The sequence below is a fragment of the Streptomyces sp. 71268 genome (assembly GCF_029392895.1).
Classification (GTDB): domain Bacteria; phylum Actinomycetota; class Actinomycetes; order Streptomycetales; family Streptomycetaceae; genus Streptomyces.
In genome coordinates, this window is the sequence record NZ_CP114200.1 from 7,685,334 (window position 1) to 7,711,074 (window position 25,741).

Below are 25,741 nucleotides of genomic sequence, written 5' to 3' on the forward strand. Positions count from 1 at the left end.
GCCGGGTCAGCAAGATAGTCAGCCAGCCTCCGGCCGGTGCCCAACCGGTCCCCTTACGCGTACGAGACCACACCCGCAGGCCTGACGAAAGCCGCCACTGTTGCCGACGCTGTACTGCGGCCTGCGAGGACGAGCGCCAGGAGGCGGGGAGCGTGGCGCGCGCCCCCCGCCTCGGAGTAGTCGCCGGGTGGGGAGCGCGGCCTGGTCCTGGGTGTCCTCGGCGAGCAGGCTGCGGATTCGTGCAGGCACGAGGTCCTCGCCGTGCCGGGCCGCTTCACATCGCCGACCTTGGCGGCCGGATGCCGTTACTGGTGCGTGGCCAGGAACGGCAGGAGGATGTCGGCCATCTCGTCGGGTACCTCCTCTGCGAGGTCGTGGCCAGCGTCGAAGACATGCCCGGTGACGTCGTGAGCCATGAGTCGCATCTGGGACTTGTTGCGGTCGCCGATGAACGCGGATCCACCCAGCGCCAGGACCGGGATGTCCAGCTTCTTCTGTGCGGCCTGCCGGTTCTGTTCGGCGTCGACGAGCATGGCCCGGTAGATGGAGAGCATCGCGCGGATGCCGCCGGGCATGGAGTAGCAGCGCACGTACTCGTCGACCGCGTCGGGGGTGGCGCTGTCGGGCCGGCTGCGCTCGTACTTAATCATGTAGGTGATCAACTCGCGCTCGTGTCCGGTGATCAGCATCTCGGGTATGTCGGGCTGGAAGTAGAAGCCCAGATGCCACAGGTGCATGCCGCTGGAGACGTTCTCGGGGGTGAGGGCCGTGTGGTCCTCGAAGCCGAATCCGGGGAACAGTGCCTCTGCGAACACCAGGGCAGTGACGTGGTCGCGGTGGCGGGCGGCGAGCTGGTAGCCGATCACCGCTCCCCAGTCCTCACCCACCACGGCGTACGTCTGGTGTCCAAGGTGGTTCATCAGCTCGGCGATGTCATCGCTCATGGTCGCGGAGTCATAGCCGTCCGATGGGCGGGCGGAGTCGCCGAGCCCGCGAAGATCTGGCGCGACAACGGTGTAGCGGGGTGTCAGCTTGGGAGCGATGTGGCGCCAGTGGTAGCTGGTCTTGGGTACGCCGTGCAGGAGCACCACCGCGGGGCCGGACCCCGCTGTGCGGTAGTGCAGACTCGTTCCGTTCACGGAGGCTCGGCCCGTGCGGACGGGCGTTCCTTCATGGTCGAACATCATGTTTCTCAACCTTCTTGGTGTGCGTCGCGATGCGGGTGTCGGTGGGCTTGCGCGGGGTCGACGAGGGGCGCCAGGTGGCCCGGTCCGGTGCCGTGCGCGGTTGTTCGGGCAGCGGTACGACCGGCGGGCGCAGGGTGACGTTCTCCGGGTGATGCCAGCCGAGCAGGGCCGGTGCGGCGAGGCCCTCCTGACCGGTGGCGTCCAGGGTGACGTCGCCGCTGTGCGTCCACACCAGTCCCGGCGCGCGGCGCGCGGGCCAGGCCTCGGTGATGCCTGATGCGTCGCGTGTGGCGGGGGCCTCACACTGGGTGAACTGGTGGCCGCGCAGGGCTTGGCCCAGGTCGGCGAGGGGGGTGGTGCCGTCGTGGGTGACTGCGGTGCGGGAGGTGCGGGACCCGTCGGCGACTGGCGCGGTGACGGTACGGGCGCAGAGCGGGCCGGACGTAGTGGTGGCGCGCGGCGGGTCCTCGACGACGGTGCGGGAGCGGCGTAGTAGTCCTGTGTTTCAGCGATTTACGCGGCAGCTTCACCTACGGCCGGGTCGGGGCGCCAGGTCGGCAGGTGCCGGGGCCGGTTGAGGGTGGCTGATCGAGGATGGCGGGTAGGGCGGTGCCGCCACCCGCCTCGCAGGGTGGTGCCGGCCGTGGGGAAGGTGTTCCAGCGGCTTCCACCGAGGGCGGGCGTGCGGGTGCGGGGGCATGGGTCCTCCGAAGTTCTCGATTGAAGCGGGGCAGGGGCGCTGATCCTGTGTCCGAGCAGGTATCGGCGATTTTTCTGGATCGACTGATACAGATTTTGGGCATGAAAAACCTAGTCGAGAGTGGCCAGTGCGACCTCCACAAGGGGTTCGAGGGCGCGGGCGTCCGGCGTGATCTTCGCGGAGACCAGCAGTCCGTTGAGGAAGGTGACGAGGAAAGCGGCGAGGCTGTACGGGTCGTACCGCTTCGCGATCTCGCCCCGATCCGCCGCGGCCCGCAGTACTTCGGCGAGCGCGTCCCGGCTGGCGTCCTGCATGTCGCGCACGGTGCGCCGGGTTGCCGCATCCCCCGGCAGGCGCTCGCAGGCGGCGTTGACCGCCAGGCAACCCCGACCGTTGTCCTCCACGGCGATCCGGATCCGCTCGACCAGCATCGTGCGGATCACCGACCGGGCGTCCGCCCCCTCCTCCAGGCTGCGCAGGGCAGCCGCCGCGAGGGAGGTGCGGTAGTGCTCCAGTGCCGCCCGGTATAGGCCGTCCTTGTCGCCGAACGCGGCGTACAAGGACCCTTGCCCGATTCCCAGATGTCCCGTCAGGTCGCGCACGGAGGTGGCCTCGTAGCCGCGCGTCCAGAACAGCTCCATCGCGCGGCTCACCGCCGCTTCCGTGTCGAACTCCCGGGTCCTTGCCATGCCTTCACCGTAACGTATCTGGATCGTGCGCTCAAGAAAAGGGTCTGTGGTCGGCTGGCCATGGGCTGAGGCTCGTTGCCCCGGCCTCGGACAACTGCCCTGTGGGGTCGAGTTCCGCCGCCCGAGCTGCCCGCCCGGCTCCCCCCGCTCCACTTCGATCACATCGACTTTCTGGGCCGGTACGCCTTCACTCGGCCGCCGGTGTCGGGCCTGCGGAGGCTGTGCGATCCGAACAGTGACGGCGAGACGGACGGCGGCGAGGACGCGCGACTGCGTGCTCAGACCGCCTTGGGTGCGAGGCTCCGTCAGGCCGTCGGGTGAGCAGCGGTCAGACGGTGCCGCACAGATCAGGTACCTGCCCGCGCGCTGATCGGCTTGCGGGCTGCCGCCTTGGGTCAGCACGGCGCCGTCGACCGGGCCCGGACCGCACCCTGGTGCTGTTCGCGGGCCGGCTTCGCGGCGGTCGTGGTCCGTTCATTGAGAGCGCGGCTCGATGGCGGTGCCCTCGACCGCCTTGGTGAACTCGGTGTCGAATCGCTGACCGCCGACCTCATGCCGGGTGGATGAGGCGGCTTTCGTAAGCGAAGATCACGGCCTGTATCCGGTCGCGGAGTTCGAGCTTTTGCAGGATGCGCCCCAGATGGGACTTCACGGTCGCTTCCGCAAGGTGCAGGGCGGCCGCGATCTCGGTGTTGGACAGGCCGCAGCCCACCTTGATGAGCACCTCGCGCTCGCGGGCGCTGAGGCGGCTCAGCCGCTCATCACGGTCGGCACCGCTGCCGTCGGGGATGTGTGGGCGGAGGTTCTCCAGCAGGCGGCGGGTGATCCGGGGGGAGACCACCGCGTCGCCCGCTGCCACGCTGCGTATCGCGGTGAGCAGTTCCTCGGGCCTGGTGTTCTTCAGCAGGAAGCCCGAGGCTCCGGCTTTGAGTGCGGTGAAGGCGTATTCGTCGAGGTCGAAGGTGGTGAGAATCAGTACTCTGCTCCGCGGGGAGACCCGGATGACCTGTCGGGTCGCCTCGATCCCGTCGGTCCCGGGCATCCGGACGTCCATGAGGACGACGTCGGGGCGCAGGTCCCGGGCGAGGCGTATGGCCTGGATGCCGTCCGCGGCTTCGCCGACCGGTGCCATGTCAGGCTGGGTCTCCAGGACCGTGCTGAAGGCCATACGGAGCAGCGCTTCGTCGTCGGCGACCAGGATGCGGATCGTCATGCGGACGCCGCTCCGCTGCTGCCGAGGTCGAGGCGGGTGTGGACTCGCCAGCCGCCACCCGGGAGCGGTCCGGCCTGCAACGTCCCCCCGTAGGCGGCTGCGCGCTCGCGCATGCCGGGGATGCCGTGGCCGGACGGTGTGGCGCCGGGGAGTGGCAGGGGCGGGCCGCTGTCGGTGACGTCCACTGTGACGGTCTCGGCTGAGCACAGCACCCGGACCCTCGCGTGTGTGCCAATGGGTGTGTGTTTGAGGGTGTTGGTCAAGGCTTCCTGTACCAGGCGGTAGACGGTCAGTTGTGCGGTGGCGGGTACGTGGGTGTGGCCGCCCTGAACCTCGACGCGGGTCGGCAGCCCGGCGGCGCACATCTGGTCGGCCAGGGCAGCCAGTTGCGCGATGCCGGGCAGCGGGTGGCGCTCCGCGTCGGGCTCGTCGGTCCGCAGGATGCCCAAGGAGCGTCGCATGTCGGTCAGGGCCTGTCGGCCCGTCTCGGAGATCTGGAGCATCGCGGTGGTGGCCTTGGCGGGGGACCGGTGCTGTGCGTAGACGGCGGCGTCGGTGAGGGCGACCATGACGGACAGGTTGTGGGTGACGATGTCGTGCATCTCCCGGGTGATACGTGTCCTTTCCTCGGCGACGGCCAGCCGCGCCTGCTGGTCCTGTTGTTGCTCCAGGCGTGCGGCGCGTTCCTCCAAGGCCGCGAGGTAGGCCCGTGTGGTCCGCACGTTCGCCCCGAGGACGGCGGCGGCGACGACCATCGCGGTCACCGCGACGACGGGGGTCAGGAACGCGCCTTCCGTCGCCCAGCGCAGACAGGCCAGCAGGGCCCCGCTCTCCACGATGGCACCGGCGACAAGCGTGCCGCACCGGCCCGAGTGCGCGGCCACCGTGTAGAGGGCCACCAACAAGGCAATGTCCGCCGGCAGTTGGACGTCCATCAGCCACTGGACGAAGGCCGCGGCGGCCACGGCGCCGAACGTCGTGAGCGGGGCCCGGCGCCGCCACACCAGGGGCAGCGCGATGGCGGCGGTGAGGGTCAGGGCCACCGGGAGCTCCTGCGGGGCGTGCGTGGTCACGATGTGGAGCAGGAGCAGCGCCGGCAACAGCGAGTCCCACACCACGGGCGGCAACCGGCGGCCCCAGCGCCGGACGGCTCTCATCGGCCGCGCTGCTGGTGCGGAGGCCAGGTCGGCGTATCTCGTCAGCCATACGGCTGTCCCAGCCCGTGGCGTCTGGTCCCGGTCCCGGTAGCGCGTCGGGTGGGCACTGCCGGTTTCCGTGGCCGCCTCGGTCATCACACGTCCCTGTCGATTGAGCGTCATGGTGGCCTCAGCCGAGGCGACTCTCGCGTACAACCGGAGCCGGGTCGGGCAGGGGGACGTAGAACCCACGCTGCCCGCACGTGCCGCGGCGGCCCTGTCACGGTAGGCCGCGATCCAGCGGCACGCATGAGTCCACCGTCGGAAGAAATCGCGCGGAAGTACGACCACAGGAGGAGCCCGGTTACCGCCCTCGGTCGCAAGGCCGCTCACATGGCCATGCCTTGGGTTGCGACTCCCGGCTGTACGCGATGGCGACCCGAGGGCGATGTGGCAGCGCGTGTCCCGCGCCGAGCATGGCCTGGTGACCGAGAACCTCATGGGGCTGCACATGTCCCTTCTGGAAGTCCTTGTCCTGCTGGGTGCCCTCGCGCTGGTGGTGGTGCGCTGGCTGCCGCCTACCGTTCGCCCACGCGCCACGATCGCGGCGGGGGCGGTGTTCGTGCTGTCCGCGATCGTGCTGAGCGTGGTGGGGATCCGTTGGCAGATGCTGCCGGTACTGACAGGCGCCGCCCTCGCGCTGCCGTTCGCCCTGTTTCCCCTGCTGCGACGCCGTACCGGCCGGCCGACGTGGCGTGCCCATTGGTGGCTGGCCCTGCCCGGGTCGGTGGCCTGCGTCGGCCTGATCGCCACGGGCCCGGTGGCCGCCTGGGCCTTTCCCGTACCCGAGTTCCCCGAGCCGTCGGGCCGTTTCGCGGTCGGTACCCGTGTGGTGCAGTGGCCTGACCCCCGCCGCCCCGAGATCTTCACCGCCGATCCGCACGACCGGCGCACTGTCGTGGTCCAGCTCTGGTATCCCGCGCGGAAGAGCCCCTCCGGCGCGCGGCGGGCCCAGTACCTCGGACGCACGGAGCACGAGGCTCGCACCGTCGCCGACGCCCTCGCCCGCCAGGTCGGGCTGCCCGGCTTCCTGATCGACGGCATCCCACGCGCCCGCACCCGTTCGGTCTTCAACGCCCCGGTGGCCGGTGGGGGTGGACGCTTCCCGGTCGTGTTGTTCTCTCCCGGATCCGGCGGAGTGCGCACCCAGAACACCGCTTGGGCGGAGGAACTGGCCAGCCACGGCTATCTGGTCGCCGCCCTCGACCACCCCTACGACTCCGCCGCCGTCGTCCTCACCGACGGCCGAACGCTTCGCAGCAAGACCACCTCCACCGGCGACCGGGACAAGGACGACAAGCTGGCGGCCGACTGGACGGGTGTTCGGAGTGCCGACCTCAGCTTCGTCCTCACGCAACTGGACCGTCTGGGCCGAGGCGAGATCGCCGGCCCGCTGACCGGACGCCTGGATACCAGCCGGGCAGCGGTCACCGGCCACTCTATGGGTGGTCCTGCCGCCCTGCAGGCAGCCCGGCAGGACCACCGGTTCGACGCCGTCATCGATCTGGACGGCTACCCCCACGGCCCCGTCTCGCCCTCCCTCCGTCAGCCGACGCTCGCGCTCACCCAGGCCATCACCCCCGCAACCGACCCGCGGTACATGCCCCGCCTCACCAGGGCCCTCAAGCTCAACACCGCGACGAGCTACCGGCTCACCATCCCCGGCGCCGCCCACCTCACCTTCATGGACGGCCCCCTGTACCTGCCGCCCGTGCCCTCGATAGTCGGCTCCCTGGGCCGCACCAAGAGCCCCCGCGTCGTCGCCGCGACGACTCTCGCCTTCCTGGACACCACCCTGCGGCACAAACCCGGCGACCTGCCCGACGTTCTGTCGGCCTACGGCGACCTCAGCGTCTACCACCCGAGCAACAGCCGCTGATCAGCTGTGCGACGACAGCCGGCGGCACCGCTGTTTCCCTTTCCAGCCGGGGTGCAGTCCGTGGTGCCAGCCCTCATATCCCGAAGCTATGGCGAAGTGGTCCTGGCGGCGGAGGCCGCGGCGAACGAGGCCGCCGGCTGGAGCGGTCGTGCAGTCCTTGTTCGTCTTCGGCCCGCCAGCGGCGAACCCACTCGTGTGTCGTGACGGGTCTTCGTCGTGATCAAGCCTGATCGGCGTCAACAACACTCGCGATCAATACAACCAGCCGCAGCAGTGAGTTCGTCGGCGACGGCAGACACGTCGACCGCGACAAGACCCACTGTCGCGCGGTAACCGCGCACATCGTCACCGGCCTGTCCGACTGAGCTAACCGGGATCGGGTTCGTCGTGGATGGTCAACGCTCCGGCGAGGTCGAGGTCGGCGTTGGTGCCGTGTGCGCCGGCGCGGACGAGTAGCACTGCGCCGAGCGCGGTGCTCCAGAACGTCCTGGCTTCCACGCTGAGCGGTCGTCGGGCCCTCCAGCCGCGACTGTCTAGGAGCTGACTCGCGAAGCGCTCGGATTGCCGGAACAGCAACCGGAGGTGCTGGTCGACCACGGGGGCGAGTTCGGGCTTGGAGATCCCGGAAGCCAGTGCTCGCGCGACCGACGGAAGCGAGGGCATGGCCAGTACGGCGCGGGCGATGTTGCGCCGGAAAGTCGCCGCATCGGGGGCTTGGCGACCGATGCGCTCAACCCGTCGAGCGTCGTGCAACAAGCCGAGGAAGGCGGCGTGCACGAGCAGCGAGTCCTTGGAGCCGAAGTAGTAGGTGACCTGATTGGGGAAGACGCCTGCCGCGTTCGCGATCTCCGCGACGCTCACCTCAGCGCCGGGTCGCTCCTTGCAGAGCCGGGCAGTTGCCTCAATCAGCCGATGTCTCGTCGCGCGACCGCGGTCACGCGGCCGAGTCGACGTCGACTGAGCTTTGGTTCGCTTCTTCTCCACATCGGAATTGTATGTGATACAACATGGGCGTTCGCTTGTATCGCATACAAGAAAGGTTGAGGTGCATGCACCGGACTGAGGTCGTCGTGACCGGACTCGGCGCGATCACACCACTCGGGGTAGACGTGGCGTCCACCTGGAAAGCCCTGCTTGCCGGCGAGTCCGGCATCCGCGGCGACGTCCTACCCGGCCATGAGGACACTGACCTTCCCGACACCGTCGCGGGAACGATGGCGATCGACCCCGCCGAGTTGCTGCCACCGGTGCGAGCCAGACGGCTCGATCGCTCGCAGCAAGCGGCCTTCGTCGCGGCGGCCGAGGCCTGGGCCGACGCCGGTGCTCCCGAGGTGGACCCGGGCCGGCTCGCATCTGCGATCGGCACGGGAATCGGGGGCGTAAGGACGCTGCTGAAGGAAGACGACGCGCTGGAGGCGGCCGGGACGCGGCGCGTCTCGCCACGTACGGTCCCGATGCTCATGCCCAACGCGGCGGCGGCGCTGATCAGCATCGAATACGGTGCGCGAGCCGGGGTCTACACACCCGTCTCGGCGTGCTCTTCCGGCGCCGAGGCGATCGCCCTGGGAGCCAGGCTCATCCGTGCCGGCGAGGCGGACGCGGTGATCGCGGGCGGGACCGAGGCCGCGATCACCCCGATCACCATTGCCGGCTTCGCTCAGGCACAAGCACTGTCGCGCCATACCGCCGAACCCGCTTCCGCGTCCCGGCCGTTCGCGGCGGACCGCAGCGGATTCGTCCTCAGCGAAGGCGCTGCTGTCGTGGTGCTCGAAAGCGCCGAGCATGCCGGCGCCCGAGGCGCGCGCGTCCACGCGGTGCTCGCGGGTGCTGGCATCGCCGCCGACGCTCACCACATCACGGCGCCCGCTCCCGACGGCTCCGGTCAGATCTCAGCCATGTGGAAGGCCCTCGCGCAAGCCGGTCTGGCTCCCGAGCAGATCAGCCACATCAACGCCCATGCCACCGGAACTCCGGTCGGCGATGTCGCCGAGGCACACGCGATCAGGGAGGTCTTCGGCCGCGCCACCGTGACGGCCCCCAAGGCGGCGCTCGGTCATCTCTTCGGTGCCGCCGGCGCGATCGAAGCGCTCATCGCCGTCCTCAGTGTGAAGCACGGCGTCATCCCGCCGACCCGCAACATCACCGCGGCCGGCGTCGGTCCCGACATCGCTCTCGATGTCGTCACAGAGCGACGAGACGTCCCCCAGGAAGCCGTGCTCAGCAATTCCTTCGGCTTCGGTGGGCAGAACGTCTCGCTCATCGTCACCAGTGCATGACACGACACGTCCCGTACGGCCTCGACGGCACCATGACCCACGCGAACGCACCGTTGTCCGTCTACCGGTTAGAGGTTGGGGGCTGCTCAACCCGAAGGGCGGCGTCGTGATGGCCGGCAAGGAGTGGACCGATCACGGTGCTGCCCGCCCCGAAGGGCACCTGACGGATGGAAACTCAGGCCAGGCGCCCATTTCTCGCCTCTAGAAGAATCCCAGCGCCTTCGGCGAGTACGACACCAACAGGTTCTTGGTCTGCTGGTAGTGGTTGAGCATCATCTTGTGGTTCTCGCGGCCGATGCCGGACTGCTTGTAGCCACCGAACGCGGCGTGCGCCGGATACGCGTGGTAGCAGTTGGTCCAGACGCGGCCCGCCTGGATGGCGCGGCCCGCGCGGTAGGCGGTGTTGCCGTCGCGGGTCCAGACGCCCGCGCCGAGACCGTACAGCGTGTCGTTCGCGATCTCGATCGCGTCGTCGAAGTCGCTGAACGGCGCCACCGCCACCACCGGGCCGAAGATCTCCTCCTGGAAGACGCGCATGCGGTTGGCGCCCTCGAAGACCGTCGGCTGGACGTAGTAGCCGCCCGTCAACTCGCCGCCCAGCTCGGCCCTGGCCCCGCCGGTGAGGAGCTTGGCGCCTTCCTGGCGGCCGATGTCGAGGTAGGAGAGGATCTTCTCCAACTGGTCGTTGGACGCCTGGGCGCCGATCGCCGTCGTGGTGTCCAGCGGGTGGCCCTGGACGATCTGTTCGGTGCGCGCCAGGCCGGCGGCGAGGAAGTCCGCGTAGTGCCCCCGCTGGATCAGAGCCCGGGACGGGCAGGTGCAGACCTCGCCCTGGTTCAGGGCGAACATCGTGAAGCCTTCGACGGCCTTGTCCAGGAAGTCGTCCGTGGCGGAGGAGACGTCGTCGAAGAAGATGTTCGGGCTCTTGCCGCCCAACTCCAGCGTCACCGGCTTCACGTGCTCGGCCGCGTACTGCATGATCAGCCGGCCCGTGGTGGTCTCGCCCGTGAAGGCTATCTTGGCGACGCGGGGGCTGCTCGCCAGGGGTTTGCCGGCCTCCACGCCGAAGCCGTTGACGACGTTGACCACGCCCGGCGGCAACAGGTCGGCGACCAGGTCCAGCCACACGTGCACCGACGCCGGGGTCTGCTCGGCGGGCTTGAGGACGACCGTGTTGCCCGCGGCCAGCGCGGGGGCCAGCTTCCAGGCCGCCATCAGGAGGGGGAAGTTCCACGGAATGATCTGCGCCACCACGCCGAGGGGCTCGTGGAAGTGGTACGCCACGGTGTCCGCGTCGAGTTCGGACAGGCTGCCCTCCTGCGCGCGGATGGCACCGGCGAAGTACCGGAAGTGGTCGATGGCCAGTGGGATGTCGGCCGCCAGGGTCTCGCGGACCGGCTTGCCGTTGTCCCAACTGTCCGCCACCGCGAGGGCTTCGAGGTTGGCCTCCATGCGGTCCGCGATCCGGTTCAGCAACACCGCCCGCTCGGTCGGTGACGTCCTGCCCCAGGCCGGCGCCGCGGCGTGGGCGGCGTCCAGTGCCCGCTCCACGTCCTCGGCCGTGCCCCGGGCGATCTCGGTGAAGGGTTGGCCGTTGACCGGGGTGGGGTCCTCGAAGTACTGGCCCCGGGCCGGCGGCACGTACGCGCCGTCGATCCAGTGGTCGTAGCGCGACTGAAAGCTCACCACGGCGTCATCGGAGCCCGGATTCGCGTAGCGGGGCATGGCGCGACCTCCCGATCACATGCGGCCCGCTCCCGTCGCGGGCAGCGCTGGGCGGAGGCTAGGCACCGGCACGTTGCGCGGACGTTGCCGGCCACCACGCGGCCGCCCGCCCCGCCCACCGCCTCGCCGCGCGCTCGTCCTCACCCCGCCAGGTCGCCGTCCGGCAGGCCGTACGCCAGGCGCAGCCGCTGCGCGCCGCGGGCCACCGAGGCGCGGTCGGGGCTGTGCGCGGGCAGCGCCGCGAGCAGGGCCTCGCGCACCTCCAGGTCGCCCTCGCCCCACGGCGCCTCCGCCCAGCGGCGCAGGAGTTCGGCGTCCCCGCTGGCGAGCACGGCGCGTCGTAATCGGTCGTCCAGGACCGCCCGCAGCCGACGGATGCCCGGCGCCTCCGACAGCGGGAGCAGCGGACCCTGGTAGGTGCGGAGCGCGCTGTGGGGACAGCCGGCGGTCAACTGGTCGGCCGCCGTGAGCACATCGCACCGTACGGGGGAGCACAGCCGGTACGGGCGTGAGCCGAGCAGCGGGCCCACGCGCCGGCGCAGCCGGGACAGCTCGGCCCGCAGCGTCACCGGGTCCACCGTCCGCTCCCCGTACAGCAGCGTCGCCAGGCGGTCGCCGGTCAGGCCGTCGGGGTGGCAGGCCAGGAGCACCACGATCTCGCTGTGCCGACGGCTCAGGCGCAACCGTCGCCCCTGCGTGACCAGCAACGCCTCGTCCCGCCCCAGCGCGCTCACGGACACGCCGGGGTCCGTGTCGGCGCTGTTCGTGGGGCGATCGAGGGCGGCGAGTTGCGCCTCGGCGGCCCGCGCCGTGGCCTGCACCAGGGCCAGGCTGTGCGGGGCGGCCAGGTGGTCCCCGCCGGTGATGTCGATGGCGCCGAGCAGCCGGCCGGTGTACGGGTCGCGCACCGGCGCCGCCGCGCAGGTCCACGGCTGCACCGGGCGGCTGAAGTGCTCGGTCGAGAAGATCTGCACCGGGTGGCCGACGGTCAGTGCCGTGCCCGGCGCGTTGGTGCCCGCGTGCCGCTCGTCCCAGCGGGCGCCCGCCACGAAGTTCATGCGCTCGGCACGCCGCAGCTCGCCACGGTGACCCTCGACCCAGAGCATGCGGCCCAGCTCGTCGCAGACCGCGAACAGGTGGGCGCCGTCGTGTGCGACGGCGCCCAGCAGTTCACGGAACAGCGGCAGCACCCGGGCCAGCGGGTGTTCACTGCGGTACGCCTCCAGGTCGCCCGCCTCCAGGGCGATCGGCGCGACCCCGTCCCTGGCCACCCGCGCGTCGGCGGACCGTCGCCACGAGTCCGCCACCACCGGCCGCACCGACGGGGTGACGGCGCCGTGGGCGAGGAACTCCTCCCAGCCGGCGCGCACCGCCCGGGACCTGTCGGCGGGGTCGGTGCCGGGCGTCATCGCCAGCCATGGGTTGACGGACGCGTTGAGCGACGGGTTGACCACGGGGCCTGCCTCCTGCACTCGCACCGGACGATCTACGGTGGAGAGGCGTATCCGCACGTGTGGCAGATCTTCCAACCGTCCTGGTTGACGGCCAGCTGACCCCCGCAGTTCGGGCACTGCTCGGCTCGCGGGGCCATAGGGGACGGCCGTCGGCCGTCCGTCGTGTCGGGCACTACGCCACTCTTCGTTCTCATGTTCCTCGTCCGTTCTGCGGTACCCAATGCCCCCCGCCAGGTGAATGCCCCGGATGCGGAGGAACACGCCTGCGAACGGCGGCCGTCGCCACCGGCGTTCACACGGGGTGTGCGCGGCGCACCCATCATCGCGGCGCGCACACGCTGCCACCAGTCGCCCGCAGGCGGTTGACTGGCGGAAGGCGAGTCGGGGCGGCCCGGCGCGCGGCGGCCACCACGGCGCGGCGACGCGCGCGGCCAGTGCGCGGGAACCGCCGCCGGTACGCGCCAGTATGGGGCGTTATGAACGGCCGAAAGCGCGGTCGCGGCGCCCCCGGGGGCGATCGCCGACCGTGCGTGCACCATGGCTCCCGCGGCGCGTGGCGCCCCGGGGAGTCGAGCGGAACCAGGACAGCGACAGCGCGACGGACCAGGCCGCGGCTCCTCCCCCCGAGCCGGCGGCCCTCCACCACCCCGTACCCACGGGCCGAGGTGCGGGGCGGCGCTTCGCGCCCTCCTCGATGATTCGCGCCCCCGCACGTCACCGCTCTGACCGCGGGTGCAACGATGTGTGCGTCATGGAAGCGGGGCACGTTCTACGGGGGCTGCGAGCAGCGGTGTTCGCGGCGGTCTGCGTGCTGCTCGCCGCCGCCGGGCACGTCGTCATGTCCGCCACCCCCATTCCGCTCTGGGCCGTCGGCGTCGCCCTGCTCGGCACCGGCGGCGCGGCCTGGTGCGCGGCCGGCCGGGAGCGCGGGCCGCTGCTGATCATGTCGCTGACGGCCGGGGCCCAGCTCGCGCTGCACACCCTGTTCAGCGTCGCGCAGACCGGCGTCGGCGGGCACGGCGCGGGGCACGGGCAGCACGCCCACGCCGCCCCGTCCGCGACCGGGGCCTCCGACGCCCTCCGCGAGCGCATCGCGGCCGGCGAGGCCGTGTTGCCCCCCAGTTGTGGCCTGCCCAACCCGCTGGTCAGCGGCGAGGGCTCGGCGGCCGGCGGCGACGGCCTCGGCCAGCACGTCGCCGGGCTAGGTCAGGACGTGCTCTCCTCGGCGCACACCATGGCCCTGCACGACGGGCACGGCGGACTCGGCATGTGGTCCGCCCACCTGCTGGTCGCGCTGGTCTGCGGGGTCTGGCTGTGCGGCGGCGAACAGGCGGCCTTCCGCGTCGGGCGGGCGCTGGCCGTGCGGCTGTTCGCGCCGCTGTACGTGCTCTTCGGCGACACCGCGCCCGGACCGCAGCCCGAGCACGGCCGCTCCCGTGGGTCCCACGAGGCCCGCCGCCCGCGGCTCCTGCTGCTCGTCCACGTCATCGCCACCCGTGGTCCGCCACCGGGGATCGCCGTCGCCTGACGGCCACCTCCCTTTGGCAGATCACCTCCCGGCCCGCCCCACCGGCGGCCGGAGCCGGCGCGCCCCCGCGACGCGCCGGAACCCAGGAAGGACATATGGCGATGAACCCTGCCCTCTTCCGGGCAGCACCGGCCCGGCGCGTGGCGCCGCGCCCCGCCCCCGTGGCCGGCGGCAGCCGGCCCAGTCAGCCCACCCGCGCCCGGTCGCTCGCCCGCGCCGTGGCCCGGCCGACCGCCGTCGCACCGGCCCGCGCCTGCACGCCGCCCGTGGCGGCCGACGCGGCAGCCGGCGCCCCGGTCGTGCGGTGCGTGCGCGCGGTCGAGGCCGTGCCCCGTACGGCCGTCCGCCGATCGGCTGGTTCGGCCGCCGGTCGCGCCGCGACGGCCCCGGTGTGCCCGTACGCCCGCGCCGCCGTGCCCGTACCGCCGCGCCGCGCCCTCCGCGCGTGCGGCGCGACGCGCGCCGGGGCCCGTGCGACGGGCCGTACGAGCCCACAGCGCCGAGCGCGCCGAACGCCGCCGGTCAGCGCGTGGCGGTGGGGTGGCGGCGCGCTCGCCGCCGTGGCCGGCCGGGCGCGGCTAGTGCGCCGTGCCGCCGATGCGGGTGGTCCACTCGCGCAGGGCCAGCACGCGACGTTCCCAGAGCCTGCAGTCGTCGCAGCCGTGCAGATGGGCGTCGAGTACCGGCCCGGTGACACCGGGCGGCAGCGCCTCACCGTCGACCCTGGCGGAGAGCGCGGTACGGGAATCGGAACAGTGCACCCGGCCATGGTCCCCGCTGCCGTGCCCGGGCCGTGCGGCGCCCCCCGCGCCCGTGGCCCGCGGGCCGGTGTCGTCCGTTCCGTGGGGCAGCGCGACGCGGAGCACGGTGGTGCCCGTGTATGAGCGCGACGACGAGGCGGTGACCGCGTGGGCGCTGGCGGCGCGCGGCGGTGACGCCGAGGCGGTGGACCAGTTCATCCGGGCCACCCAACGCGATGTGTGGCGGTACGTCTCGCGGTTGAGCAACGACCCGCAGTCGGCCGACGACCTCGTCCAGGAGACGTACCTGCGGGCGCTGCGCAGCCTGCCCCGGTTCGAGGGCCGGTCGTCGGCCCGTACCTGGCTGCTGTCGATCGCCCGCTACACGGTCGTGGACCGGCTGCGCTGGAACGCGGCGCGACCACGCCTGTCCGACACCGACGACTGGCAGACCGCGGCCGAGTTGGCGCAGTCCCGCGAGTTGCCGGGGTTCGACGAGGGGGTGGCCCTGTCGCAACTCCTGGGCCAGCTTCCGTACGAGCGGCGCGAGGCGTTCGTGCTCACCCAGCTCCTCGGGCTGCCCTACGCGCAGGCCGCGCTCGTGGCCAACTGCCCGGTGGGTACCGTGCGCTCGCGCGTCGCGCGGGCCCGCGAGGCGCTGATCGAGCAACTGGCGAGCGCGGAGCGTGCCGGTCACGGGTCGTCGCCGGCCGTGGCACAGGCCGGCGCCGAAGCGGCGGCCACCCCGGCGGCGCCGGCGCGTGGGGCGGCGGACCGGGGGGCGCGGGCAGCCGCCCGCCCGGGTGGCGCGCCGCCGCGGGCCACGGCCCCCACGGCCACGCGCCCCGGCCCCGGCGTGGCCTCCGGGCGCTCGGTGGTGGGCGCCGGCACCGGCGGCGGGACGCGGGCGCGCGTTCCGGAACTGGCCGGGGCGCGCTGAGGTAGCCGGCCGGGCGGGGGTTCGCGGGGCGACTCGCGGGCCCCCGCCCGACGCGTACGGTGACACGGCGCGGGCGGTCACACGGTGCGTACGGCCGCTCGACGGGTGTTCGCTCGCCGCGTGCGCTGAGTCCGTACGCCCGTACGCCCGTACGCCCACATGGCCGCCCGACGCCTACGGCGCGGCCGACCGACCGGGGCCCCGAGGCCCGGCCGTGGACGCCAGAGGGCCCCGCCACGGGTCGTGGCGGGGCCCTTGGGGCGCGCGCGGCGGAGGGGGAGTCGCCCGGAGCCGCTGCCCCCGTTCGCCGAGGGGCAGCGGATGCGCGCCGTGCTCTAGCTGCCCGGTCGTACCACCAGGGCGTTGACCCGCATCGGCTCGCTGTCGCGGAAGTGCAGGACGAACGGCACGCGTTCGCCCAGCCGCATCGGCGGCGGGTTCTCGACCATGACGTCGAGGCCGGTCGCCGACATCTCCAGCTTGCCCCCGGCGGGCAGTGAGGCCGCGGAGACCATCTGCATGGTGCCCACGCCGTTCTCGTGCACGTTGCGGCTCAGCATCACCCGACCGGCCTTCGCCGGCGTCGAGACGCGCACCAGCGCGTCGTCGGCGCCACCCTCGTTGGTCAGGTTGAACAGCGCGGCCGTCGCCTCCGGGTTGGACGGGAGCATGATGCGCGCGTCGACCAGGGTGGGTTCGGCCGGGCTGCCCGCCGCGCCGGACGCCGTCCACGCGGTGAGCGCGCCGAGCGTCACGGCGCAGGCGATGACCGGCGCGAGGACGGCGGTCAGCGCGCCCTTGTTGAGCGTGAGGCGTGACTTCCGGGGGGCGGGGCCGCCGGTGCCGGCCGCGGTCGTGGTGGGGTCAGCCGTGGTCGAGACAGCCGAGGTGGGCGCGCTGGGCTCGGGTACGGCGTCGGTCGCCTGGGACACGGACTTCTCACTCATGACTGCTCCGATGCGGCCGTGGCTCGCGCGCGCGACCTGCTGGGACGGTTGCTCGCCGGCCGACCCCCGCCCGGCCTGGGGTTGCTGGGCCGGGGGCGCCCCGGCGCTCCGGTGGACGAGGTGGGTTGCCAGCCGCGCAGCCGGAGGCTGTTGCCGACCACGATCACCGAGCTGGCGGACATCGCGGCGGCGGCCACCATCGGGTTGAGCCAGCCGACGGCCGCCAGCGGCAGGGTGACCGCGTTGTAGCCGAACGCCCAGGCCAGGTTGGAGCGCACCATGCCCAGCGTGCGCCGGGCCAGCCGTACGGCGTCCGGCAGTGCGCCCATGTCCTCGCGTACCAGCGTCACGTCGGCCGCGCCGATCGCGGCGTCCGTGCCGCCGCCCATGGCGATGCCCAGGTCTGCGTTGGCCAGTGCCGCCGCGTCGTTGACACCGTCGCCGATGACCGCGACCCGGTGGCCGTGCTCGCGCAGCGAGCGCACCAGCTCGGCCTTGCCCTCGGGGGTGGCCCGGGCGTGTACCTCGGTGATGCCCAGCCGGTCGGCGACGGCCCGCGCGGTCGCCTCGCTGTCGCCGGTCGCCAGCACGGTGCGCAGGCCGAGACGACGGAGGTGGTCCACCGCCCGGAAGGCGCCGGGGCGCAGGCTGTCGCCCAGCGCGAGGACGGCCTCCGGCGCGCCGTCGACGCGTACCAGCACCGCCGTGTGCCCGGTGCTCTCCGCCTCGCGTACCGCGTCGGCCAACTCCGTGGGCAGCGTGGCCTGGCCGTCCTGGGTGGTGGCGCCGTCGGTGGGCTCGGCATCCGGACGGGAGACCGTCACCTGGTGCCCGTCCACGCGTCCGCTGACGCCGTGCCCCGCGGTCGCGGCGAAGCCGATGACCGCCGGCAGCCCGGCGCCCTCCGCGGCGGCGCGCCGCGCGTGGCTCACCACGGCACGCCCGACCGGGTGCTCCGAGCCCTGTTCGACCGCACCCGCCAGGCGTACGACGGTCTCCTCGTCCAGCCCCTCCGTACGGCAGGTGACCTGCGTGACGCCCATCTCGCCGATGGTCAGCGTGCCGGTCTTGTCCAGCACGACGGTGTCCACCCGGCGCAGCCCCTCCAGGGCCTGCGGGCCCTTGACGAGGATGCCGAGCTGGGCGCCGCGCCCGGTGGCGGCGAGCAGGGCGGTGGGGGTGGCGAGACCGAGGGCGCACGGGCAGGCGACGACCAGGACCGCCACGGCGACGGTCACCGCCGCCTGCGGGTCGGCGCCGGCGCCGAGCCAGAAGCCCAGGACCGTGACGGCGATGGTCAGCACGATCGGCACGAAGATGCCGGCCACCGCGTCGGCCAGGCGCTGCGCCTTGGCCTTGCCGGCCTGCGCGTCCTCCACCAGGCGGGTGATGCGCGCCAGTTGGGTGTCGGCGCCCACGGCCTCGGCCCGTACCTCAAGCAGCCCGCCCGAGTTGACGGCGCCGCCCACGACCGCGGAGCCGGGGCTGACCTCGACCGGCGCGCTCTCGCCGGTCACCAGCGACATGTCCAGGGCGGAGCCGCCCTCGGTGACCACGCCGTCGGTGGCGACGCGCTCTCCCGGCCGTACGACGAACAGGTCGCCGACCCGCAACTGCTCGATGGGGATGCGCCGTTCGGCGCCGTCCACCCTTATGACCACGTTCTTGGCGGCCAGGTTGGCGAGCGCGCGCAGCGCGGAGCCGGTGCCGTGTCGGGCCCGCGCCTCCAACCACCGCCCGGTCAGCACGAACAGCGGTACGGCGACCGCCGCCTCCAGGTACACGTGCGGCGTGTCGCCCGAGGCGGAGGGCAGCAGCGTGAACGGCATCTCCATGCCAGGCTCGCCCGCGCCGCCGAAGAAGAGCGCGTACGTGGACCAGGAGAAGGCGGCGATGACGCCGAGCGAGACCAGCGTGTCCATGGTGGCCGCGCCGTGGCGCAGCCCGCGGGCCGCCCGCGCGTGGAAGGGCCACGAGCCCCAGGCGGCGACCGGCGTGGAGAGCACGAAGCACACCCACTGCCAGTTGCGGAACTGGAGGGCCGGCACCATCGAGATGACCAGCACCGGGATCGACAGCAGGGCCGTGATCAGCAGCCGGTCCCGCTCCTCGCGGGCGACGGCGGCCTTCTTCTGTTCCCGCTGGTCCTGTGCGCCGTCGGCGTCCGGCTCCGCGCCGTCGTCGCCCGTGGCGCCGCGCCCGGCCGAGGTCGGTACCGGCTCGGCGGTGTAGCCGGCCTTCTCGACGGTGGCCGTCAGCTCGGCCACGGAGACGCTCGCGGGGTGGGTGATGTGGGCGCGTTCGGTGGCGAGGTTGACGGTGGCGGTGACGCCTTCGAGGCGGCCGAGGCGCTTTTCGACCCGGCCGACGCAGGCGGCGCAGGTCATGCCGCCGATGGTCAGCTCGGTGGTGTGGGTGGCGACGGGCCGCGGCGGGGGCGGCGGCTCGGCGGTGTAGCCGGCCCGTTCGACGGTGGCGATCAGCTCGGCGGTGGACAGGGTCGCGGGGTGGGTGATGTGGGCGCGTTCGGTGGCGAGGTTGACGGTGGCGGTGACGCCTTCGAGGCGGCCGAGGCGCTTTTCGACCCGGCCGACGCAGGCGGCGCACGTCATGCCGCCGATGGTCAGCTCGGTGGTGACCGGGGCTGGCGTGGTCACTGGGCGCCTCCGACCGCGGCCGGCACCCCGCCGACGGGCGCCGGTGAGACGACGCCCATCCCGTGGTTGTTCATCCCGCCCATGTCGCCCATGTCGCCGCCGGAACCTCCGTCGTCGGACCGGTGCAGCCCGGGGGCGACCGGGCCGGCTGCCGAGCCGACGGCGTACGCGATGCCGAACATGGCACCGAGCAACAGGACGAAGCCGGTGAGCATGAGCGCTGGACTGTACTGACGTGAGGTCATCGCCGCTCCAAGACGGACGAAGGCGGACAGGTGGGGAGTGGCACGCGCGCCCCGGCGTTGAGCGGGCCGGGCGGTGTGCGGCGGGCGGAGCCGGGTTGGCGGGGTGGCACGGGCGGCAAGCGGGTCGGACGGGGACGAACGGACGACGGGCGCCGGAGGCCGGGTACGGGGCCCGGGGCCGACCGGCGGTGGTGCTGGACGGACGGATGTGACACAGGGCGCGGGTGGGCGGTAGGGGACGTCGGATGCGGTACGACAGTGGTGACGGAATCGTGACGCGGCATCATCGTGACACGGGTCTAGCCCATCTCGGCCCTGTTGATCCGGCCGCACGGCACGTGAGGTTTCTCCCGGCGCGCACCGGGAACTGGCGCCCGCGCGGAGCCGACTTCATAGGGATGACGGGGCCTGTACGCGCCGCCGACGCGGTGTCGGCGTGCGGCGCGGTCCCGGCCCGGCCGCCGCCCTGACCTGGTCTGAACCAATGCCGGCGGGGCGCGGGCCGCGCGGCCGGCCGTCAGTCGCGGGTCGCCTCCGGCGCCCGCCGGTCGGGCACCGCCAGCCGCTCCATGATCAACACGGCGGCGTCGTCCTGCAGTTGGCCACCGGTGTGCGCGTCCAAATCCGCACGCAACCGAACCAGCAACTCGGAGGTGGGCAGCGCCGCCCACCGGCGCAGCCGGGCCGCCAACGGATAGAACGAGCCATCCGCGCCGCGCGCCTCGGTCACCCCGTCGGTGCAGGCGAGCAGCCGGCACCCGGGCGGCAGTACGACCCGCTGGACGGCCCGCGGATGATCGGCCAGCTCACCCAGGCCCAGCGGCAACCCCGGCTCGGCCAGCTCCACCTCCCGTACGGTGTTGTCGCGGTCGATGACGTACGGCGCGATGTGGCCGCAGTCCACGACGAGCAGTGCCAGCGGCTCCTCCTTCGCCGCCACGTCCGCCGGGCCCCCGGCGCCGCCGTCCGTGCCGAGGACCAGGGCCGTGACGAACCGCTCCTGCGCCTCCACCGGCTCCCGCCCCTCACGGGAGGCGTTGTAGCGGGCCAGGCCCTGCTCCATGGCGAGCACGCCGCTGGTGAGGTTGCGGCGGTGGTAGGCGGCCTCGCGGAAGGCGGTCAGCACGGCCGCGCCCGCGCCCAGCGTGCTCAGCCCCTTGCCGCGCACGTCGCCGATCAGCACGCGGGTGCCGTACGGGGTCTGCACCGCCTCGTACAGGTCGCCACCCACCAGGGCGTCCCGCTGCGCGGACACGTAGAAGCCGTCGACGACGACGTCCTGGGTCCGCAGGGGAAGCTGGCGCAGGAGGGCCCGTTGCGCGGCCTCGCCGGTGGCGCGCTCGCGCTCCAGGAGCTCCTCGCGGTCGCGCAGCAGCCTGGCCACCGCGATGCTCGCGCCGACCATCAGCGCGTTGCTGAGGATCGCGCCGGCCCGGGCGACCGTCGGCACGCTGGAGGGCAGCACGCCGTAGATGACGGTCATGGCGACGAAGTCCAGGGCCCCGATGACGACCGCGTGGCGGTAGGCGCACAGCGCGGCGGCGACCATCGGGGCCACCGCCGCGTAGACGTCCAGGCGCAGGTAGCGCGAGGTCAGCTCGTCGATGACGACGATCATCGCCAGGTACCCGAGCAGCAGGACGAAGAGGCCGTTGGTGAACCTCGGGCTTCGCAGTCGCCACGGCACTGTGGTGAGACCTCCCGGTGGGGCCGCGGATGGTCTCAGGCTGGCACGGACCCGTGCCACCGGCCACCGCACCGGGGCAGCGGGGTGCGCTGGGCCGGGCCCGCCGGGCGCCCGTCAGGCGCGGGGGGTCAGGGTCAGCCCGTCGGTGGTGATCGAGTCGGCGGTCACGAGCGCCTGGTCGGCCTCCACGTCGGTGAGGAAGACCAGCGGCGGCACGAGGGGCGGTACCGGCAGCCGGTCCGGGGTGAAGGTCAGGCACAGCAGGCCCTCGACGCAGCCCTTGAACCGACTGAGGTAGAGCGTCACGTGGCCGGACAGCTCCAGCGAGTCGGCCGCCAGATCCAGCTCGGGCGAGCCGTCGCGGGTCCGCATCCGGTAGTCGGTGAGCGAGGCGGCCCGCATCTTGAGGACCATCACCCTGAGTGGCCCGCGAGCGGTGGGCAGCTCGGTCACGCCGGTCACGATGAAGCCGTGCGGGGTGAACCGGGTGGTGGTGATGGTGGGAGGGGTGGCCGCCACCGGGAACCCGGGCCCGTCGGCCGCCGACGCCCGCTCCCCGGGGCCGGGCGTCGGTGCGGCCTGCGGGACAGATGCGACGGGGCCCTGCCGCAGCGCCGGCGCCAGGGCGGCGGTCAGCTCGCGGGGCGACCGAGTGCCTGCCGTTCCGGGTGGGCCGGTCCCGGCCTCGGCCGGGGCCACGCCGGTCGCGGCGCGCGGGGGCGGACCGGCGTCGCCGGGCAACGGCGCGCCGCGTGCGGGCACCCCCACGGCGGCCAGCAGCGCGACGGCCGGCACCAGCGGCGCGAGCGCCCGCAGCGCCCGGCCGCCGCTTGGACGCCGGGCGGACCCCGGCGCGCCGGCCGGATCCGCGCCGGCCCCCTCCGCCCTCTTCGCCCCGGCCGTGCCCGACCCGGCCGCACCCGCCGCCCCGTCGCCGGCCCCGCCCGGTGACCGTGGCGACCTCGCGTTCTTTGCCGCGCCGGGGGAGCCAGCGCCCTCGGCCGGGGTGCCGTCGGCCGGGACGTCGGGTTCAGCGCCCGGGCCGCCGTACGGAGGGCCAGGGGCCGCCGCGTCGCCCGGGGCCGGGCCGGCGGTGTGTCCGGAGGGTGGCCCGGGTGGCGGGCCGGCCGGTGCCTCGGGCTCTTCGCGTGGCGTCCAGCCGAAGCCCATGGCGCTGCCGACGATGCCCAGCACCATGCCGATCAGGAAGCCGCCGAGGTTGGTGGCGGCGAAGGAGAGTACGGAGAGCAGCAGCGCGTTGATGCTGACGTAGTGCCGGGCCCTGGGCGCGAACCACAGGAACAGGCCGGCGACGACCAGCGCGATGCCGATGCCGATCGCCGCGATCCCGCCGAGGCCGAGGCTGACGAGGACGGTCAGCGGCGACAGCGGAATGGCCATGAGTTCGAGCCCGCCGAGCACGAGCAGCAGGCCCGCCCAGAACGGCCGGGTGCGCCGCCAGCCACGGAAGGCCGCGCGCTGGCGGGGCAGCGGCAGCCCCTGGAGCGCCGCCCGCCACCGCGCGCGCGAGCCCGTCACGTCGGGCCGGGCCCCGACGGCGGCGGTGGCCAGGGCCCCGCCGCGCGCGCCGCGCGCTCGGCCCCGGCGGCTCAGAAGCACTTGTCGCCGCCCAGGCTGACGCCGAGCTTCAACCCCTTGAGCCGGAAGTTGCCGCCGGTGGCGGACCAGGCGTGCGACTTGACGTCGGCCACCTCGATGTTCCCGGCCTGGAGCCCGAACTTCCCCTTCTCCCCCCGGACTCCGGGCGTCTCGTCGAGGGTGGAGGCGTCGCGGCCGAGCTCGACCGTGCCGAACCGGGCGTCGCCGGCCAGGTCCTCCGCGTCGATGACCAGGTTGCTGGCGGTGACCTCGCCGGCGTCGCCGCCCGCCGTCAGCTTGAAGGTCACCGTGCCGAGCGGCGTCTTGACCTCGGCGGCCTGGCAGATGTCGTTGAGGGTGGCCCGGTCGAGCCCGAGCAGCGAGACGGGGTGCCCCTTGCCGTCCAGGGAGCGGTCGGTCTCCACGTACGAGGCGAGCCCGTCACTGGTCAGCTTGGACGAGGCGACCTGGAAGCTCGTGCCGGAGACGGCGAAGGACGCGGCCAGCACGCCCTGCGCCATCATGGCCGCCATCGCGCCGACCGCGAGCACGGCGGGCAACCCCACCACGGCAGTCCGCTTCCACGCTGTCCTGCCTTCCGGTAGCCGTTCCTGAGATGCCTTCACGGCGCCCTCCACAAGGAATGAGCCTCCCCGCGGGCAGTGGGGGAGGGGCGGCACGCGGTCGCGGGAGCGGTCGCGCGTCGGTACGGAGGCACTGCACTGCGGCCGGGGCGAGCGGATGCCCATGGCGGGGGCGTCTCCGAACGCGGCACGACGCAGCCGTGGTGAGAGCGATCCGCCATCCGGTGTCCCTCTGCCATACTGCGGAAATCTCACGGCAGTTGGAGAGTAGGCGCGATTTTGAATAATAGTCAACGGGTCGGACGTGGGGCTTCCGAGACCGAGGGCGGCTCCGAGCGCTCCCAGGCGCGGCGGGCCGAACTCATCGCGATCGGACGCGGGTTGTTCGCCGACACCTCGTACGACGCCCTGTCGATGGACGACATCGCGCGGCACGCGGGCGTCGCCAAGGGGCTCATCTACTACTACTTCAAGAGCAAGCGCGGCTACTACCTGGCGATCATCGAGGACTCCGTCGCCCAACTCGTCGCCCGCGCCGAGCGCACCCGGGACCTGCCGCCCGGCGAGCGGGTGCGTCAGACGATCGACGGCTACCTGCGCTACGCCCAGCACCACCAGGCCGCCTACCGGGCCATCGTCACCGGCGGCGTCGGCTTCGACTCCCAGGTGCTCGGCATCCGCGACGCGGTGCGGGAGCGGCTCATCTCGACCATCGGCGAGCTGGCGTGGGACATGAGCGAGCCGCCGGCGGTGGCCAGGCTCGCGCTGGTCGGGTGGATGGCCGGCGTTGAGGGCGTCACGCTCGACTGGCTGCAACGCCCGGAGCTGGCCCGGGACGAGGTGCGCGCGCTGCTGGAGCGCGGGCTACGGGACACCCTGTGCGCCATCGAGGCGTTCGCGCCGCAGTGCCCGGCGCCGACGGCACCGCCACTGTAGCGGCGCGCCCGGGGCGCACGGGCACAACGAGCGGGCGGGAAGCCGGTGGTCCGGCTTCCCGCCCTGTGTCGTGGGGGCCGTGGCGCGCCACGGTCACCCGACGGTGGTTAGTTGAAGGCCTTGATCAGTTCGCCGCCCGAGGTGTCCCCGCTCAGCTCCCAGAAGAAGGTCCCACCCAGGCCCTGCTGGTTCTTGTAGTTCATCTTGCCGCCGATGGTGGCCGGGGTGTCGTAGCTCCACCACTGGGTGCCGCAGTGGGCGTACGCGGTGCCACCCACGGTGCCGTTGGCCGGGCAGCGGGTCTTGAGGTCCTTGTAGTCCTCGATGCCCTGCTCGTACTTGCCGGGCGCCGGACCGGTGGCGGTGCCGCCCGGCTCCTTCTGGGTGACACCGGTCCAGCCGCGGCCGTAGAAGCCGATGCCGAGCAGCAGCTTGTTGGCCGGGATGCCGAAGCCCTTCAGCTTCTGGATCGCGGCGTCGGAGTTGAAGCCCTCCTTCGGGATGCCAGGGTAGGAGGTGAGCGGGGAGTGCGGGGCCGTCGGGCCCTTCGCGTCCCAGGCGCCGAAGAAGTCATACGTCATCGGCATGATGTAGTCCGTGACAGCCGCCGCGGACTTGTAGTCGGCCGCCTCCAGCTTGCCGCCCTTGGAGGCGTCGGCGGAGATGGCGGCCGTGATCAGGTTGTTCTGCCCGAACTTCGACCGCAGCGCCGAGAGCACCTTGGTCAGCGAGTCCTTGCCGCTGGTGTCGCAGGTGAGACCGCAGGCGTTCGGGTACTCCCAGTCGATGTCGATGCCGTCGAAGACGTCGGCCCAACGCGGGTCCTCGACCAGCTTGTAGCAGGACTCGGCGAACGCGGCCGGGTTCTGCGCGGCCTGCCCGAACCCGCCGGACCAGGTCCAACCGCCGAAGGACCAGATCACCTTCAGGTTGGGGTGCTTGGCCTTGAGCTTGCGGAGCTGGTTGAAGTTGCCGCGCAGCGGCTGGTCCCAGGTGTCGGCCTTGCCGTCGACGCTCTGGTCGGCGGTGTACGCCTTCTCGTAGTCGGCGTAGCTGTCACCGATGGTGCACTTGCCACCCTGGACGTTGCCGAAGGCGTAGTTGATGTGGGTCAGCTTGTTCGCGGCACCGGACGTCTCGATGTTCTTGACGTGGTAATTGCGCTGGTAGACGCCCCAGTTGGTGAAGTAGCCGACCACCTTGCTACCAGCGGCGGCCTTGGTGGGGGTGGTGGCGGGGGCGGTCCGCGGCGCCTGGTCGCGCTGCGCGGTGACCGTGGACTGCGCCTGCTTGTCGCCCTGCGGGGCGCCCGAGGCGTCCGCGGTGGCCGGTCCCGCGCCGGTGAACAGCGTGCCGACCAGAACCGCGGCCGACGCGGCGAAGGCCGTGGCCATCGCGGGGAGCCGGGTACGGGTGCGCTGTGATCTGACCATGGAGTCTCCTCGGTGGGGGAGAGGTGGGGGGATCAGTGCGAAGGACTGCGAAGAACGCAGATTTGACATGAACGCGTTCTCTTCTGCGGGGAAACCGTAGAAGGACTAGACCACTGCGGTCAATGG

At 72.7% G+C, this 25,741-nt stretch carries 20 protein-coding genes and 1 pseudogene; 5 read left to right on the plus strand and 16 right to left on the minus strand.

The features are described 5' to 3' along the window. Positions 1–305: 305 nt before the first annotated feature. From OYE22_RS30545 to OYE22_RS30565, 5 genes are all read right to left on the minus strand, one after another. Positions 306–1,187 carry an alpha/beta hydrolase gene (locus OYE22_RS30545; protein WP_277323422.1) on the minus strand — a complete coding sequence of 294 codons (882 nt, stop codon included), beginning with the start codon at positions 1,185–1,187 and terminating at the stop codon, positions 306–308. After that, positions 1,171–1,419, minus strand: coding sequence for a hypothetical protein (locus tag OYE22_RS30550; protein ID WP_277323423.1), 249 nt, complete (start codon positions 1,417–1,419; stop codon positions 1,171–1,173). The genes OYE22_RS30545 and OYE22_RS30550 overlap by 17 nt, the downstream gene beginning before the upstream one ends. A 578-nt stretch (positions 1,420–1,997) precedes the next feature. After that, positions 1,998–2,576 carry a TetR/AcrR family transcriptional regulator gene (locus OYE22_RS30555; protein ID WP_277323424.1) on the minus strand — a complete coding sequence of 193 codons (579 nt, stop codon included), beginning with the start codon at positions 2,574–2,576 and terminating at the stop codon, positions 1,998–2,000. Between the two features lie 550 nt (positions 2,577–3,126). Beyond that, positions 3,127–3,789: a response regulator transcription factor gene (locus OYE22_RS30560; protein WP_277323425.1), complete on the minus strand. Its 663-nt coding sequence runs from the start codon at positions 3,787–3,789 to the stop codon at positions 3,127–3,129. Beyond that, positions 3,786–4,946, minus strand: coding sequence for a histidine kinase (locus OYE22_RS30565; protein ID WP_277324399.1), 1,161 nt, complete (start codon positions 4,944–4,946; stop codon positions 3,786–3,788). The genes OYE22_RS30560 and OYE22_RS30565 overlap by 4 nt, the downstream gene beginning before the upstream one ends. Before the next feature lie 427 nt (positions 4,947–5,373). On the opposite strand from OYE22_RS30565, the gene OYE22_RS30570 reads away from it, so the two are divergent. Further along, positions 5,374–6,864 (plus strand): hypothetical protein, encoded by a 1,491-nt coding sequence (locus OYE22_RS30570; RefSeq protein ID WP_277323426.1) that lies wholly within the window; start codon positions 5,374–5,376, stop codon positions 6,862–6,864. Positions 6,865–7,230: 366 nt separating this feature from the next. Here the strand turns inward: OYE22_RS30570 and OYE22_RS30575 are convergent, their stop codons facing one another. Then, positions 7,231–7,848, minus strand: a complete 618-nt coding sequence (locus OYE22_RS30575) for a TetR/AcrR family transcriptional regulator C-terminal domain-containing protein (RefSeq protein WP_277323427.1) — start codon at positions 7,846–7,848, stop codon at positions 7,231–7,233. Between the two features lie 65 nt (positions 7,849–7,913). On the opposite strand from OYE22_RS30575, the gene OYE22_RS30580 reads away from it, so the two are divergent. Then, positions 7,914–9,140, plus strand: a complete 1,227-nt coding sequence (locus tag OYE22_RS30580) for a beta-ketoacyl-[acyl-carrier-protein] synthase family protein (RefSeq protein ID WP_277323428.1) — start codon at positions 7,914–7,916, stop codon at positions 9,138–9,140. A 201-nt stretch (positions 9,141–9,341) separates the two neighbouring features. Here the strand turns inward: OYE22_RS30580 and OYE22_RS30585 are convergent, their stop codons facing one another. Continuing rightward, the gene (locus OYE22_RS30585; protein ID WP_277323429.1) at positions 9,342–10,865 is read right to left on the minus strand and encodes an aldehyde dehydrogenase family protein; all 1,524 of its coding nucleotides are present in this window, start codon (positions 10,863–10,865) and stop codon (positions 9,342–9,344) included. Positions 10,866–11,005: 140 nt separating this feature from the next. Beyond that, positions 11,006–12,274 carry a GAF domain-containing protein gene (locus tag OYE22_RS30590; protein WP_277324400.1) on the minus strand — a complete coding sequence of 423 codons (1,269 nt, stop codon included), beginning with the start codon at positions 12,272–12,274 and terminating at the stop codon, positions 11,006–11,008. A 796-nt stretch (positions 12,275–13,070) separates the two neighbouring features. On the opposite strand from OYE22_RS30590, the gene OYE22_RS30595 reads away from it, so the two are divergent. Further along, positions 13,071–13,847, plus strand: a complete 777-nt coding sequence (locus OYE22_RS30595) for a PE-PGRS family protein (protein ID WP_277323430.1) — start codon at positions 13,071–13,073, stop codon at positions 13,845–13,847. A gap of 578 nt (positions 13,848–14,425) precedes the next feature. Here OYE22_RS30595 and OYE22_RS30600 read toward each other — a convergent pair. Then, positions 14,426–14,608 carry a zf-HC2 domain-containing protein gene (locus tag OYE22_RS30600; RefSeq protein ID WP_277323431.1) on the minus strand — a complete coding sequence of 61 codons (183 nt, stop codon included), beginning with the start codon at positions 14,606–14,608 and terminating at the stop codon, positions 14,426–14,428. A 106-nt stretch (positions 14,609–14,714) separates the two neighbouring features. Here OYE22_RS30600 and OYE22_RS30605 point away from each other — a divergent pair. Further along, positions 14,715–15,272, plus strand: a pseudogene (locus tag OYE22_RS30605) (sigma-70 family RNA polymerase sigma factor); the annotation flags it as partial. A gap of 590 nt (positions 15,273–15,862) precedes the next feature. Here OYE22_RS30605 and OYE22_RS30610 read toward each other — a convergent pair. The 6 genes from OYE22_RS30610 to OYE22_RS30635 all read right to left on the minus strand — a co-directional run bounded on the left by OYE22_RS30610 (position 15,863) and on the right by OYE22_RS30635 (position 23,288). Further along, positions 15,863–16,474, minus strand: coding sequence for a copper chaperone PCu(A)C (locus tag OYE22_RS30610; protein WP_277323432.1), 612 nt, complete (start codon positions 16,472–16,474; stop codon positions 15,863–15,865). Next, positions 16,471–19,131 carry a heavy metal translocating P-type ATPase gene (locus tag OYE22_RS30615; RefSeq protein ID WP_277323433.1) on the minus strand — a complete coding sequence of 887 codons (2,661 nt, stop codon included), beginning with the start codon at positions 19,129–19,131 and terminating at the stop codon, positions 16,471–16,473. The genes OYE22_RS30610 and OYE22_RS30615 overlap by 4 nt, the downstream gene beginning before the upstream one ends. Then, entirely contained in the window at positions 19,128–19,376 is a 249-nt protein-coding gene (locus OYE22_RS30620; RefSeq protein WP_277323434.1) for a hypothetical protein, read from the minus strand. Before OYE22_RS30620 ends, OYE22_RS30615 begins: the two co-directional genes overlap by 4 nt. Positions 19,377–19,893: 517 nt before the next feature. Further along, positions 19,894–21,063 (minus strand): PP2C family protein-serine/threonine phosphatase, encoded by a 1,170-nt coding sequence (locus OYE22_RS30625; protein WP_277323435.1) that lies wholly within the window; start codon positions 21,061–21,063, stop codon positions 19,894–19,896. A gap of 114 nt (positions 21,064–21,177) precedes the next feature. Next, positions 21,178–22,602, minus strand: coding sequence for a DUF6114 domain-containing protein (locus OYE22_RS30630; protein WP_277323436.1), 1,425 nt, complete (start codon positions 22,600–22,602; stop codon positions 21,178–21,180). A 71-nt stretch (positions 22,603–22,673) separates the two neighbouring features. Further along, complete coding sequence (locus tag OYE22_RS30635) at positions 22,674–23,288, minus strand: DUF6230 family protein (protein ID WP_277323437.1); 615 nt, start codon at positions 23,286–23,288, stop codon at positions 22,674–22,676. 237 nt (positions 23,289–23,525) lie between these two features. On the opposite strand from OYE22_RS30635, the gene OYE22_RS30640 reads away from it, so the two are divergent. Next, positions 23,526–24,182 carry a TetR/AcrR family transcriptional regulator gene (locus OYE22_RS30640; protein WP_277323438.1) on the plus strand — a complete coding sequence of 219 codons (657 nt, stop codon included), beginning with the start codon at positions 23,526–23,528 and terminating at the stop codon, positions 24,180–24,182. 107 nt (positions 24,183–24,289) lie between these two features. Here the strand turns inward: OYE22_RS30640 and OYE22_RS30645 are convergent, their stop codons facing one another. Then, on the minus strand, positions 24,290–25,615 hold the full coding sequence (locus tag OYE22_RS30645) for a glycoside hydrolase family 18 protein (RefSeq protein ID WP_277323439.1): 1,326 nt from the start codon (positions 25,613–25,615) through the stop codon (positions 24,290–24,292). Positions 25,616–25,741 lie beyond the last annotated feature (126 nt).

What these genes read in the sequence shown, in the direction of transcription:
- OYE22_RS30545 (WP_277323422.1), bottom strand. Translation starts at nt 1,187, where the DNA reads ATGATGTTCGACCATGAAGGAACGCCCGTCCGCACGGGCCGAGCCTCC.
- OYE22_RS30555 (WP_277323424.1), bottom strand. Translation starts at nt 2,576, where the DNA reads ATGGCAAGGACCCGGGAGTTCGACACGGAAGCGGCGGTGAGCCGCGCG.
- OYE22_RS30560 (WP_277323425.1), bottom strand. Translation starts at nt 3,789, where the DNA reads ATGACGATCCGCATCCTGGTCGCCGACGACGAAGCGCTGCTCCGTATG.
- OYE22_RS30565 (WP_277324399.1), bottom strand. Translation starts at nt 4,946, where the DNA reads ATGAGAGCCGTCCGGCGCTGGGGCCGCCGGTTGCCGCCCGTGGTGTGG.
- OYE22_RS30570 (WP_277323426.1), top strand. Translation starts at nt 5,374, where the DNA reads ATGTGGCAGCGCGTGTCCCGCGCCGAGCATGGCCTGGTGACCGAGAAC.
- OYE22_RS30580 (WP_277323428.1), top strand. Translation starts at nt 7,914, where the DNA reads ATGCACCGGACTGAGGTCGTCGTGACCGGACTCGGCGCGATCACACCA.
- OYE22_RS30585 (WP_277323429.1), bottom strand. Translation starts at nt 10,865, where the DNA reads ATGCCCCGCTACGCGAATCCGGGCTCCGATGACGCCGTGGTGAGCTTT.
- OYE22_RS30590 (WP_277324400.1), bottom strand. Translation starts at nt 12,274, where the DNA reads ATGACGCCCGGCACCGACCCCGCCGACAGGTCCCGGGCGGTGCGCGCC.
- OYE22_RS30595 (WP_277323430.1), top strand. Translation starts at nt 13,071, where the DNA reads ATGGAAGCGGGGCACGTTCTACGGGGGCTGCGAGCAGCGGTGTTCGCG.
- OYE22_RS30610 (WP_277323432.1), bottom strand. Translation starts at nt 16,474, where the DNA reads ATGAGTGAGAAGTCCGTGTCCCAGGCGACCGACGCCGTACCCGAGCCC.
- OYE22_RS30620 (WP_277323434.1), bottom strand. Translation starts at nt 19,376, where the DNA reads ATGACCTCACGTCAGTACAGTCCAGCGCTCATGCTCACCGGCTTCGTC.
- OYE22_RS30645 (WP_277323439.1), bottom strand. Translation starts at nt 25,615, where the DNA reads ATGGTCAGATCACAGCGCACCCGTACCCGGCTCCCCGCGATGGCCACG.